This is a genomic window from Phytoactinopolyspora alkaliphila, from assembly GCF_010550695.1.
Classification (GTDB): domain Bacteria; phylum Actinomycetota; class Actinomycetes; order Jiangellales; family Jiangellaceae; genus Phytoactinopolyspora; species Phytoactinopolyspora alkaliphila.
Genome location: NZ_JAAGOB010000017.1, coordinates 58459 through 71387 on the forward strand (window position 1 = coordinate 58459; position 12929 = coordinate 71387).

The 12929-nt window shown below is 69.4% G+C and carries 9 protein-coding genes; 4 read left to right on the forward strand and 5 right to left on the reverse strand.

Annotated features, from left to right (window positions below; translation table 11 throughout):
• Positions 1 to 47: 47 nt before the first annotated feature.
• Genes G1H11_RS27295 through G1H11_RS23135 form a run of 4 tightly spaced genes read left to right on the forward strand, consistent with a single transcriptional unit; the run spans position 48 to position 3089 of the window.
• Positions 48 to 791, forward strand: a complete 744-nt coding sequence (locus G1H11_RS27295; protein WP_163820984.1) for a DUF4129 domain-containing protein — start codon at positions 48 to 50, stop codon at positions 789 to 791.
• A complete protein-coding gene (locus tag G1H11_RS23125) occupies positions 788 to 1282 on the forward strand; it encodes a hypothetical protein (RefSeq protein WP_163820985.1) in 495 nt (164 codons plus the stop codon). Before G1H11_RS27295 ends, G1H11_RS23125 begins: the two co-directional genes overlap by 4 nt.
• Entirely contained in the window at positions 1279 to 2661 is a 1383-nt protein-coding gene (locus G1H11_RS23130; RefSeq protein WP_163820986.1) for a DUF58 domain-containing protein, read from the forward strand. The genes G1H11_RS23125 and G1H11_RS23130 overlap by 4 nt, the downstream gene beginning before the upstream one ends.
• Positions 2658 to 3089: a hypothetical protein gene (locus G1H11_RS23135; RefSeq protein WP_163820987.1), complete on the forward strand. Its 432-nt coding sequence runs from the start codon at positions 2658 to 2660 to the stop codon at positions 3087 to 3089. The genes G1H11_RS23130 and G1H11_RS23135 overlap by 4 nt, the downstream gene beginning before the upstream one ends.
• Before the next feature lie 94 nt (positions 3090 to 3183).
• On the opposite strand, the gene G1H11_RS23140 is transcribed toward G1H11_RS23135, so the two are convergent.
• The 5 genes from G1H11_RS23140 to G1H11_RS23160 all read right to left on the reverse strand — a co-directional run bounded on the left by G1H11_RS23140 (position 3184) and on the right by G1H11_RS23160 (position 12746).
• Positions 3184 to 4746: an MDR family MFS transporter gene (locus G1H11_RS23140; RefSeq protein WP_216844061.1), complete on the reverse strand. Its 1563-nt coding sequence runs from the start codon at positions 4744 to 4746 to the stop codon at positions 3184 to 3186.
• Between the two features lie 148 nt (positions 4747 to 4894).
• Positions 4895 to 8353: a lamin tail domain-containing metallophosphoesterase family protein gene (locus G1H11_RS23145; RefSeq protein WP_163820988.1), complete on the reverse strand. Its 3459-nt coding sequence runs from the start codon at positions 8351 to 8353 to the stop codon at positions 4895 to 4897.
• Between the two features lie 263 nt (positions 8354 to 8616).
• On the reverse strand, positions 8617 to 10836 hold the full coding sequence (locus tag G1H11_RS23150) for a hypothetical protein (RefSeq protein ID WP_163820989.1): 2220 nt from the start codon (positions 10834 to 10836) through the stop codon (positions 8617 to 8619).
• A complete protein-coding gene (locus G1H11_RS23155; protein ID WP_163820990.1) occupies positions 10833 to 11468 on the reverse strand; it encodes an ATP-binding cassette domain-containing protein in 636 nt (211 codons plus the stop codon). Before G1H11_RS23155 ends, G1H11_RS23150 begins: the two co-directional genes overlap by 4 nt.
• Before the next feature lie 243 nt (positions 11469 to 11711).
• A complete protein-coding gene (locus G1H11_RS23160) occupies positions 11712 to 12746 on the reverse strand; it encodes a LacI family DNA-binding transcriptional regulator (RefSeq protein ID WP_216844062.1) in 1035 nt (344 codons plus the stop codon).
• Between the last annotated feature and the right edge of the window lie 183 nt (positions 12747 to 12929).

Sequence of the window (12929 nt, forward strand, 5' to 3'; positions counted from 1 at the left end):
GGCGAAAGTGCCCGAACGCCGGACAGCGGCGAAAATGTGCCAGGATCGTGACTGTGAGCAGGGTCGGCGGGGCAACGGAACGCAAGATCGGCGCGCGCCTGCCGGCCCTCGCCGTGTTCGCGGCCGCGGCCCTGCTCGTCGTCGGGATCGTCGGTATGGGCCGGATATCGGTCGTCACCCCGCAATGGCAGGGCGGGTCGCAGCCGGCCGAGCCGCTCGCGACACCCCCGACCATGGAACCCGGAATACTGCCGCAGGGTGGCGCGGAGAACCCTCCCGAGACCGAGCTTCCGGGGATCTCCATCCCATGGGAGATCGCCATGGCGGTACTGGTGGTCGTCATCATCGCCGCCGTCGTCATGTTCGCCCGCCGCACCACGTGGACCCTGCGCTCCCGCAACCGGAGCAGCGTCGTCGGCGGGGAACTCGAGGATCTGCCCGATGCCGCCGACGAGCTGCGCCGGGGCGTGCACGCCGCCAGCGCCGCACTCGACCGGACAGGCACCGCCGGGCCAGACGCCGTCATCGAGGCGTGGCTCGCACTCGAGGCCGCCGCGTCGTCGTCGGGCACCCCGCGCCGGCCCTCCCAGACGCCTACGGAGTTCACCGATCGGCTCCTGCGGGAGCACCACGCGGACGCCGGCTCCGTCACGCTCCTGCGCGGCCTCTACCTCCGGGCTCGGTACTCCGCCCATCCGCACGTGTCCGGCGCCGACGTCACCTCCGCACGGCAAGCGCTCACCTCGATCCTCGACACGCTGGGCACACCAGACCGGGCGGATGCGCCATGAAGCGCTGGTACGTACTGGCGCCCCTCGCCGGTGTCGCGGCCGCTGCCGGCGCCTTCGCCTTCGGCGTGCAGAGCTGGCGCCCGATCCTCATCGGCGTGGTCATCACGTCGTTGCTGCTCTGGGCCAGGCGGTACTGGCCGGAAGGCACCTACCTCGCCTGGCCGCTCGCCGGCAACCGCCTGCGCGGAGGCGGCTCACATCAAGTGACCCGGCTCGCGCGCACCATCGCCGGACAGGCGACGCGCCACGACACGACGGACCCCGGCCTTCAGTACCGGCTGCGCAAGCTCGCCGCCGCCAGACTGCACCGCCTCGGCGTCCAATGGGACGATCCGCGGGCCGCGCGGATGCTGGGCGCGGACGTCCACGAAGCGCTCACCACCGAACAGTTCCGTCCGGGCCTGAACGGCGTCGAAGTGATCATCGATGCCATCGAGCGCCTGGACACGTCGCCGACGCCGTCCGGCACACGACCCCGGGTACGCGCATGAGACCGTACTCCGTCCGGCATGTGTGGCGGCCCACTCCGGCGTTCAGCCGGGCCGTCGCTCTTCCAGTGATCTTGACGGCGGCGGCGCTGATCCTGGGACGGGTCGAGCTCTTCCTCCTCGGCCTGCCCCTTGCGCTGGCCGCGGCTCTGGCACACGGCCGGCACACCTCGTTCGCCCGCGAGTTCAGCCACGAGCCGGCGCTCGGCGACCCGCCCCGGGTGACGATCACCGGGCCGCGGCAGGCCGATTCCGGCAGCCACGTCCGCCTGGCCACCACCGTCCCGCCGTCGGACGGACAGCTGGTCACGGTGCTGCTCCCCGCCGATGTACAAGACGGCCACGGCGATCGCGTGGCCATACTCGCACCCTCGCGCTCCGCCGAACGCCGGCAGATCGTCACCGCGATGGAGATCACCACCTGGGGCACCCACGAGCTCGGCCGGCCCCACCACCTGACGGCGGGCGCCGACGCCCTGTGGGTGGCAGGGCCGGTCGAAGGAGAGCCATTCACCACTCAGGTATTGCCCGCGGTGACTGGGCGGTTGCCGTCGGGCCCCCTCCCGCCACGGCCCGCGGGCATGGTCGGCTCCCATCGCACGCGTAGGCCGGGCGACGGCACAGAACTGCACGAGATCACACCGTTCGTGCCCGGCGATCGCCTGCGCCGAGTCGACTGGAGAGTCACCGCTCGCCAATCCGGGCCGTACGAGACGCTCTATACCCGGCGCACGCTGGTCGACGCCGACGCCGACGTCATGTGCTGCATGGACAACCGCTTCGATCTGCCGGCCGACGTGGAGCGGTGGTCCGTCACCACCGAGGTGTCGCCGGAGACGATCCACGAGATGGGCCGCACCAGCATCGACATCGCGGTCGACACGGTCTCCTCCGTCGCCGCGGCCTACCTGGCACACGGTGACCGGGTGGGGATGCTCGATCTCGCCATGCCTGCCGGGATGGTCCGCCCCGGCAGCGGCAGCCGGCACCTGATCCGGCTGCGCAACCATCTTGCCCACAACACTCGCCGGCCCAGCTCCGGGGACGTCACCCGCCTGGCCTATCGGATCCCGGCCTTCCCTCCGGGTGCGATCATCGTCGTCACGTCGGTGTTCCTCGACGACTCGGTGACCGATCTGGCCGCCGGATGGCGCCGTGCGGGCCACCCGGTGCTGGCGGTCGACGTCTTGCCAACCCCTCTGCATGTCGGCACCGCGGGCAGGCCGATGGCGCTGGCGCTGCGCGTCGTTCTCGCGGAGCGGGAGGAACGGCTGGCCACGCTGACCGGGCATGGCGTCGCCGTGTCGCCGGCCGATCCCGCTCAGCTGGCGCTCAACCTGGCCAGGCTCGCCCGGGCGCCGAGGAGGAGCAGGCATCGATGAGTGCACGCCTCGACCCCGGCATGGTCGGACCGACCCTGCGTTCCTGGCAGCTGCGGTGCGTGCTGGCACTGGCATGCTGCGTGACGGCGGCCGCCACGGTGCTGTGGACCGAGCCGAACGCCTTCGCGCTGGTCCTGCTGGCGCTGGTGGCTGTGGCGACGGTCGTCCGGCCGGACTCCCACGCCGCTACCTTCTACCTCGGCCTCACCGCGTTCCTCGTGCTGGTGAACGAACCCGGCATGTCGTGGTGGGCTGCGCCGGCCGTGCTCGGTATCCACGCCACGCACACGCTCGCCGCGCTGGCGGCCGTCGTCCCGTGGGACACCGCTGTCGAGCGCGCGGCCCTGCGGCCGTCGGTGCGGCGATTCGTCGCCGTCCAGGCCGCCAGCCAGTCGCTCGTCCTGCTCGCCCTCGCCGTCACTCCCTGACACATTCTCAGCCCCTGGCATGGGTTGTGGTCCCATAAATCGGACAAATCGGGTGCAATAACGACCCCGACCCATGCCAGGGGCTGGGAGGAGGTTACGGAGAGTGGAGGGCGGGCTTCTCCGACTCGGGCGCGGGGCGACGAGTGCCCAGGGGGATCTCCGGGATCAGCAGAGCCGCCACGAACGCGACGACGAGGAACGGGATCGCGGTCAGGAACACGTCGTTCAGCGCATGCACCCACGCCTCCGTCACCACAACCCGGGTGCGCTCCGGCAGCTCCTGGATCGCCTGCACGTTGTTCGCGACACTCGCCTCGTCGACACTGGCCGGAATGGCCCCGGCCGGCGCCTCGCTGAGATATCGCGACAGCCGCGCGTTGAGAACGGCGCCGAAGATCGCGGTGCCGAACGCGCCGCCCATCGACCGGAAAAAGGCCACGCTCGAGGTCCCCACGCCCATGTCGGCCCGGTCCACCGAGTTCTGCACGATGGTCACCAGGACCTGAAGCGTGAACCCGAGTCCGAAGCCGAAAGCGAACACGTACAGGCCCACCTGCCAGTACGGCGTCGTCGTGGTCAGCGTGGAGAGCAGCAGCATGGACATCCCGGTGATGGCAGCGCCGAGGATCGGGAACGGCTTGTACCGCCCGGTCCGGGTCATCAGCTGCCCGGATCCGATCGAGGTGGTGAAGATGCCGACCATGGCCGGCAGCAGCGCCAGTCCTGACTCGGTGGGCGTCATGCCCTGTACCACCTGCAGGTAGATGGGCAGGTAGATCAGCCCCCCGAACATCGCCACACCCATGATCACGCTGAAGATCACCGACGGGGTGAACACCCGGTTGCGGAACAGGCGCAGCGGGATGATCGGCTCCTTGGCCCGTGACTCCCACCAGACGAAGACGACGGCCACCAGCAGGCCGCACCCCAGCAGGGCGAGGGAGAACGGGTCACCCCAGCCGTACTCGCCACCGGCCCATGCGGTGTAGAGGAGGATGCTGCTCACCGATCCGACCACCAGCGCGGCACCGAAATAGTCGATGGTGTGCTCGCGCCGCACCTTCGGCATCTTCAGTGCCAGGGAGGTGACCACCAGCGCGGCGACGCCGATCGGCAGGTTGATCCAGAAGATCCACCGCCATCCCGGCCCGTCGGTGAACCAGCCTCCCAGCAGCGGCCCTGCGATGCTGGACGAGCCGAACACCACGCCGAAATACCCCTGGTAGCGGCCTCGCTCGCGCGGCGGGATGACATCGCCGACGATGGCCAGCGCGAGCGCCATCAGGCCGCCGCCACCCAGTCCCTGGATGGCACGGCCGCCGATCAGCACACCCATGCTGCCGGCGAGGGCCGCCACCGTCGAACCGGCGACGAAGGTCACGATCGCAGCCTGAAAGACCGGCCGGCGACCGTACAGGTCCGAGATCTTCCCCCACAGCGGTGTCGAGGCCGTCGTCGTCAGCAGATAGGCCGTGACCACCCACGACAAGTGGTCGAGACCGCCGAGCTCGCTGACGATGCGTGGTAGCGCCACGCCGACGATGCTCTGGTCGAGTGCGGCGAGGAACATCCCGGCCATCAGGCCGCCGAGAACGATCAGTATCTGTCGATGTGAGAGGAAGCCATCGGAGTCAGGCTTCTGAGCTTGCACCCCCACAGTCAACACCTGAATAGGTGTATCAAGCAACTATTATGACGTGTGATCGGCGTCCCATCACGTCCAGGCCCGCGGCGGTCCACTCCGTGTCCTGCGGCTTCCAGCCGGATGCAGGACACGGAGTGGACCACACTGCGACGCGCGCCCGCTACGAGGTGAATCCGCCGAGCCCCGACCGGGCGCTACGGCCAGCGGTGTCCTCCGCGTCGGCGAACCACAGGTACCGGGTACCGGACTCCAGCCCTGACCACGTCGCGGTCGCCGTCTCACCGGCGGCGGAACGCACCGTCGCGATCGGCTCCCGCCCCACCGATGCCAGCCCGAAGGCACTGGTGGATACCCGCTTGGCATAGACGTCGTTCATCGCGAACGGGACGATGAACTCGTCGTCCCCGTCCGTGTACCCGCCTTGCGGCCAGTACTCGCCCGCGTTGTGCTGGTCGAGTGTGGGCGAATAGGTGTTGACCGCCATCGTCTTGCTGTCGATGTCGATCTGCAGCAGCCGGAGGAAGCCGGTGTTGCGCTCCCCGTCCTTCGCGTAACCCTGGTAGTTCGCCAGCATCTCGGTCACCATCCGGCCCTCCACACCGTCGACGTCGTGCTTGACCGCGTACGCGACCCCGACCACGTGCCCGGCCATCACGAAGAACACGTTCTCGTTCGGCCGGACCACCTCGTCCCAGATCCGCTCCCCCAGCGAGGTCCAGCGGTCGTTCTCCGGATTCGTGGGGACGCCGGCCCGGTTGAGGTACTCGTGCGCCGAGACGATGACGTTGTGCTCCGGATGCGCGGCGATCACGTCGTGCGCCCAGCCCAGCACCTCGTCACGGTCGAAGTAGTGGACGTAGCCGATGTTCACCACCAAGAACTTCGCGCCCTGGACCTCGAACTCGTCGTAGTGGCTGGCATTGTCTCCCGGCCGCCAGGACTCTCCGTACCAGGGGAACTCCTCGAACCGGGACGGCGGGAAGTACTCGTTGTAGAGGGCTGAGTCGCGGCCCCACTTGTTGTCGTGGTTGCCGGGCAGGATGCCGTAGGGGTGCCCGGCGTCCTCGAGGACCGCCATGATGTCCGAGGCGAACTGGAACTCGTCGCGGCCCCGGCCTTCCATGTGGGTGCCCCACATCCAGTTCTGCACGATGTCACCCACGTGCGCGGTGTAGGCGATCTTGCGGGCGTCCTGGTTCTGCACCAGCCACTGGATCTTGTCCGCGTGGACATCCCGGTAGTGCTGGGTCAGCTCTTGCGGATCGGGCAGCATACCGAGCGCGAAGTCGTACTCCCCCGGGTCCGCGAACGCGTGGTCCGGTTCCGCGCCGTCGTCACCGAACGCCGGCCGGGTGGCCGGTCCGTCCTGGACCAGCACGTTGATGACGCGCCCCCGGGCCGCCGACGAGGCGTCGACCGTGCCCGTGAGCGTGATGTCGCCGCCGTCCCGGCCGGCCGCCGCGTCCAGGAGCTCCCAGCCGGATTCGGCATGGTTCCACACGTAGAGCTGCAGCTCGTTGGCGCTGGTGGAGGAGCCGCTCCACGCGACGTCGAACGTGTCCGGCACGCTGCCTCGAACCACCACCTCGAACCGCTGGTACGGGAAGCCCTCGGTCGCCTCCGACACGATCGGATCGACGACGTCGCCACGGAGAAGCGCGGCACCCGGCATCCGGGATTCACCGGGTAGGCGCCGCGCCGCGGGAGGGGCCTCGTCGCTCACGCCGGAGAAGACGTTCGCGGCGTTCTCCACCACGGCAAGCCGGGCACCGCCACGGAAGGACACGTCGACGGATTCGCCCGCGGTGTGCCCGGCCAGCGCGGACAGGTCCACCTCGTTCCCCGGGGCATCCGATCCGGGTTCCGGCGCGAGCAGGGCAGGCGCCTCCGGCCGCGCGTCCGGCGCCACGTCCACCGGTTCCAGGTCCTCGGCCGGGATGTCGTGCGGGGCGCGCAGACCCTCGGCGAGCTCGCCCGGAGTCCGGTCGGCCGGCACGAAGTCCTTGACGTTGTCCGTGGTGTCCTGGTGCCGCTGGAAGCTGTCTCCCTTGGCCGTCTCCAGGAAGTTGATCAGGGAGACGCCGTCGGTGCACGGGCTGTAGGTGGCGAAATAGGCGCCGGCCCGATCGACGACGCGGTCCTGCCCATCGCGGACGATCAGGCCGTAGCCGTCCGGGTCCAGCGCGGTGCCGTAGACGGCGTCGTAACCCCCCTCGTCGTACAGGGCCGATCCGTCGAGCACCGCGAGAAACGTCTCCCCCGGGTCCAGGATGGCCGTGCCGATCTCCAGGAGCGGAGTCAACGCGCGCCGCCCGTTCGGCAGGCACTGGTCAATGGTCCAGCCGTCCATCGCGACCGGCTCGGCCCCATGGTTGGCCAGTTCGACGAATTGGTCGGTGTCTCCGCCGGGACCGCCGTGGGCGAATTCGCTCAGTCGGACGGGCGTCTCGCGCGACTCAGCCGGCGGCTCGGCCTCAGGGCCGGCCTCGGCGTCACCGGGGGTGCGCGTGGAGATCACGAAGTCAGCCGCGTTGTCACCGGTCCGCCCGGTCCGCTGGTAGGTGTGGTCCGAACCGTAGTCCAAGCGATTGGGCAGCGCCTCACCCTGCGTGCACGGGCTGTCGTTGGCGGGCTCGTAGACCGCGTCGGTCTCGTAGATGCCCACGGCGTCGGTCACCACCCCCTCGGCATCCTCGAGCAGCACGCCGAAGCCCTCTTCGGCGAGCCGGGCGTCGTCGTAGGTGAGCGTGGCGACCCCGTCGGGAACGTCCACCGACTGATGAGCGACGACGAGTGGGTCACCCGGCCGGAGCATCGTGCCCCCGGGGATCGTCGCGAGCAGCCCGTCGCTGTTTCGCGCCCCGAGCGGCGTGCACACATACAGCCGCCACCCACTGACGTCGACCTCGTCGTCGCCGAGGTTGGCGAGCTCCACGAACTCGTCGGCGTCCCCGCCGGGTCCGCCGCCGGCGATCTCGGTGAAAGCGACGCCGCCGGGCTGAACGCCCGGGTCGGTGCTGTCGACGTTGGGCGCCTGCGGTGTCCGGCCCGCGCGGATGAAGTCCGCGGTCACGTCCCCGGTGACGGTCGTGCGCTGATACGACTGGCCACGGTGGTAGTCGAGGTTGCTGGGCACCGGCGGACCGCAGATGCTGTCGCGGGACGCGGGCGACACCGCGATCCGGTCGATCAAGGTGGCGTCACCGTCTTCGAGCCACGCCCCGAAGGCATCGTCGGCGAGCGCGGTGGAGAAGGTGGCGTCGGCGAGATCAGCGATCGTGGAGTTCCGGTGCGCGATCACGAACGTCTGGCCGGGATCCAGGGTCACGCCCGACAGCGGCGGCACCAGCGGGCTGCCGCCCCGGCTGCCGCTGGCACCGCAGTGATAGATCCGCCAGCCGTTCAGATCCACCGGGTCGGCACCGAAGTTGGCGAGCTCGATGAAGCTGTCGTTGCTCCCGCCCGGCCCTCCGTTCGCCAGTTCACTGATCAGCACCTCCGCTTCCGGAGGCGTCGGCGCGGCGACGGTTGGCGCGGCGACGGTCGGCAGCACCAGGACGGGTGCGGCCACCACCGCCGTCGCCAGAATCGTGGCTGTCAGAGGTCGATAACGCGGCATGGGCATCCCTTCGGCTTGCCTTGCGTGACAGACGCATCACCTCCTCCGGTTGACAGGTCGAACGGCGTCCTCCAGGGGTGTAGGGGCCGCTCGTCCACGATCGATCGACAGGTGGGCGATGCCCTCACACCCTTGAGCGACGACGACAGCCCAGGCAATGCCGTTTCTGATCGTGCAACGAAGCTACGCGCTGTCCTCGGCTCCATGAGTTCGCTGCGCGCACCCCGAGCACGCAGCGAATGAGAACGTCAGTGGCGAACTACTCACCACCGGTCTCTTGACGCGTTCGCGAGGATGCGTCCTCCGATGCTCCCGCTGATCACAGCTATGACGATGGCCGCGAGCGTGGCGCTGACGAGGAAGCCGGTAGGTAAATCGAAGGCGTTGTTGGTGAGGTGCGGCGCGAGGAGCCATGCGGTGACGGCGGTACCACCGATCCCGCCGATGGCGATGGGCCAGGCCAGCCGGACGGTGGCGATGGCTCCGAAGACGTCGTGGCGGCCGACGAGCAGCGGGTTGCGGACCAGGCCGCGGCTTTCTTCGATGACGACGGCGGCCCAGGTCAGCGCGGCGACTAGGAGCAGGGTTAGGACGCCGGGGACGCCGAAGACGTAGATCCATCGGGATTTGTTCTGCAGGTCGAGGGCGCCGGCGATCCCGCCGATGCCGATACGTTCCAGGCTGGCATCGAAGCCGGTGGCGCGCTCGAGGTCCCGGCCGAGTTCGACGTCGTTCAGGTCGGTGCCGTCGTGACTGGCGAGAACGATGGTGAGCATGGATCCCGACGAGAGTCGCTCGGCGTTCTCAGGTGAGGTGGGGCGGATCAGGAAGCTCGTGCCGGTCCGAGCCAGGACCTCGGCCAGGCGGGGCGGTAGCTCGGCTGGCATGAGGGTGGCCTGCGCGCAAGCGGCGCCGAAGGCCTGCAGGTCGGCGCATTGGCCGTTGACGACGGTCGGTTCGTCCCACTCGGGGTGTTCGTGAACGGTGATGGCGGCGACCTTCTGGTCGCTGGCAAAGCGGAGCACATCGCTGACGCGGTCCACGTCGGCGTGGACGTTCAGTGCCGCGGTGCCGATCCGCTCTGAAGCGGGGCTGAGCACCTCGGCGGGGGCGGTGAACAGGGTCAGGACAACGGCGGCATGAGCGACGACGATCACCAGCGACGTCACCGTCCCGGTGAGCCGGGCGACAGCGCGTGAGCGGTATCCGGTGATCCGCCAGCCCAGGAAGGCACCGATGCCGCGGCGCTGCAGCATGATCGTTCCGCGCCGCCGGGCGATCAGTCGCAGAAGCGTCGCCAGGGCCGCGGGCAGGCAGATCACCGCGAGGCCGGCGGCGGCGAGGGTGGACAGCGCCTGGACGACCTGGTTGTCGGAGAAGACGATGATCCACGGCTGCACCGCCAGGACCACGAGGAGGACGATGGTCCGGCGCCAGGCCGGCTGATCGGCAGGGACTTCCAGCCGGGATGCCTCCAGATTGTCTTTGCGGCCGAGCGTTCCGGCGGTCATCCGGTTCAGCGTGGCCCCGGCGATGACGTGGGCGCCGACGATCACGAGAGCGAGCAGCCACGCGACGGGCCGCACCACGTCGGCTTGCAGGACATAGCCGGTGAGCGGCAGCGTCATGTCGGCCGCGGCTACCCAGGCCAGCAGCGTCAGGCACAGGGCGAGGGAGACCGTGCCGACGAGCCGGGTCCGCGGTGCTGCGATCCGGGCGCGGGCTCGTCGATCCACGCCGATGCGCACGAGCAGGCGGTGCCGGCGCCGGGTCTCGTCGTCGGCCACTCTCGCTGCGGAGGCGAGCGCGATCAACCCTGGCAGGACGCAGAGAAATCCGGCCATCGACCAGAACTCCTGGACGTCCCGGTCGTAGATCTCCTCACCGACGCGCTGAAAGTAGGGATCGTGTGCCACACCGAAGGCACTGATCTGCATCGGGTCGCGGTCGGCGAGGGCATCGGTGCCGACGTAGGCGAACAGCTCGGTGGCCGAGACGAGGCCGTCCGGGCCGACCAGCCCTGTGTCCTGGCCGAACCGGTCCGGCAATCCATGCTCGTCGAGAAGTTCACGCAGGGCCGGGCTGACCAGCGCCTCACCGGGCTCCGGCAGTGCGGGCACCCCCGGCGGTAAAGGCGGGTCAGCAGCCCCAGCCCGCTGGAGGAAGACCACCGGCACTTGCTCGACCCCGACATAGACAAGATCAAGGCCCCACAACAGCGGCGCCACTCGCCCGGGCCGCGGGTCCTCGACCGGCACTCGGGCCCGGCCGACGTCGTCGCGGTGGTCATAGACGGCACTGGCGAGCACCGCGGCCGCGGCTCCGAGCGAGATCGCGACGAAGGCCAGCAGCGCGAGGACCGCGCCGAACCCGTTGACTCCGCGCAGTGAGGTGCTGCGCCGGCCGATCGTGAGCAGGTTGCGCTGCAGCTGCCGCCGTGGCTGCCGCGACGACACGGGCTTGTGGGGTGCGGGTGCGGTCACGTCGCCTCGGCCGGTCGCACCGCCGCCAGTTCGATGGTCCGGTCGGCCGCGGCGGCGACCTCCTCGTCGTGGGTGACGATCACGGCGCCCATCTGCTCGGATCGGATCTTGGCGAACATCACTTCGAGGACCTCGTCGCGGGTGGCGCGGTCGAGCGCGCCGGTCGGCTCGTCTGCCAGCAGCAACGAGGGCTGGGTGATGAGCGCCCGCGCCAGCGCCAGCCGTTGCGCCTCACCACCGGACAGATGAGCCGTCTCGGCAGTCGTCCGGACGCCGAGGTCCTCGATCAGCCAATCGGCCTCAGCGCGCACTCCATCCGGGTCGCCGCCTTTGAGCAGCCCCGGCAGCATGATGTTCTCCACCGGGCTCAGCTCCGGCAGCAGATCCGCGTGCTGGAAGACGAAGCCGATCGAGTCCAGCCGGACCCGTGCTCGTTGCGTGGAACTCAGCGTGGTCAGTTCGTGGTCGAGCAACCGCACTGAGCCCGATGTCGGGGCACGCAAACCGGCCAGGCACGCCAGAAACGTCGTCTTTCCCGACCCTGACGGGCCCAGCACCGCCACACTCTCTCCAGCCTCGACGGTCAGGTCAGTCGGAGCAAGAAGCTGACGCTCGCCCAAACTGACCTGCACACGTGAAGCCGCCAACAACGCGGGTCGATCTTCAGCGGACTCAGACACACGACTGCCCTCAGCACGGTGGGTGACAGAGGTACCCACGTTCGCGCATCTACCTCCCCAGCTCAAGCTCTCGTACCAGCGCCCTTGTCGGTCTAATAGAAGCTGCTGCCGCAAGTCCCGCCACCGACGACCGGCGACGGACTGCCAGCTGTGGACACCGGCACCCTGGTGAACCGGAAACCCTTGCCGTGTCCGTCAGGCCGAAGGCGGCGCCGTGCTGTCGCGGTGCACCAACCAGGTGGGCACGAGAGTAGTGCCGCGTTCAGGCGCGTCCATGCGCATCTGGCGAAGCACTGACGCCACACAGCGACGGCCCATCTCGGCGAAGTCCTGGTGCACAGTGGTCAGCGGGGGCATGAACGCGCCGGCCTCCGGGATGTCGTCGAACCCCACGACGCTGATCTCACCCGGCACGCGCCTGCCCGCCTCGTGCATGGCACGCAAGACACCGAGCGCCATCTGATCGTTGGCCACGAAGACGGCCGTGCAGTCGGGCTCACCGACCAGACGCAGACCCGCCTGGTACCCGGACTCCGAGCTCCAGTCGCCGGGCAGTATCGGCGGTACCTCTCTCCCGTTGGCCTCGAGCGTAGCCCGCCAGGCCGCGGCCCTACGCTGCGCGGAGAACGACTCGTCAGGCCCGGCCACGTGCCAGACGGTCCGGTGGCCGAGGTCGAGCAGGTGCAGGACCGCCTCCCGGGCGCCGTGGGCCTGATCGGTGTCGACGACGCTGTAGCGGTCTCCGGCGTCGGAGTCGACGACCACTACCGGCACCCCTGGAGGCAGCGACACGGTGACCGCGTCGAGCAAGTGCACCTCCATGATCACGATCACCGCGTCGACGGCCATCTCATCGAGCCGGGTGAACGCGCCGTAGACACCGTCCTGGGTGGGCACGGCGACCGGGATCAACGTGATGGCGTAGCCCTCCGCGGCGGCTGACGTCGCGATCGCCTCGAGCGTGCGCACGTTTCCCGTGGTCTCCAGGGTGAACAGGATGACCCCGACGGTGCGGAACTCTCCGCTCTTCAGCGCGCGTGCGGCGCTGTTGGGGCGGTAGCCGAGCTCCTTCATCGCCGACAGCACCCGCTGCCGGGTGGCGTCGACGACTCCGGGATACCCGTTGGACACCCGGGAGACGGTCTGCGACGACACACCGGCGTGCCGGGCCACGTCGGCCATCGATACCCGTCGCGGCCGCCTGGCCACGACTTCCGGACTCTCGCTCATTTGCCGGCGCCCCTCTGTCGACGTCTCTGTGTCCACCGGTAACGACTCGGGTGCATCTTCGGGCAAGTCTTGACGCGCCTTACGCACTGGTGACACCATCACGCTAATCCATGGTTACGTAAACATTACGTGTTCGCGAGGCGAGATGTTCACGTAACCATCGGCCAGGACCAGCGCCAGCGC

Bases quoted from the DNA above. Each gene is read 5' to 3' on its own strand.
- G1H11_RS23125 (WP_163820985.1), top strand. From the start codon at position 788: ATGAAGCGCTGGTACGTACTGGCGCCCCTCGCCGGTGTCGCGGCCGCT.
- G1H11_RS23130 (WP_163820986.1), top strand. From the start codon at position 1,279: ATGAGACCGTACTCCGTCCGGCATGTGTGGCGGCCCACTCCGGCGTTC.
- G1H11_RS23135 (WP_163820987.1), top strand. From the start codon at position 2,658: ATGAGTGCACGCCTCGACCCCGGCATGGTCGGACCGACCCTGCGTTCC.
- G1H11_RS23145 (WP_163820988.1), bottom strand. From the start codon at position 8,353: ATGCCGCGTTATCGACCTCTGACAGCCACGATTCTGGCGACGGCGGTG.
- G1H11_RS23160 (WP_216844062.1), bottom strand. From the start codon at position 12,746: ATGAGCGAGAGTCCGGAAGTCGTGGCCAGGCGGCCGCGACGGGTATCG.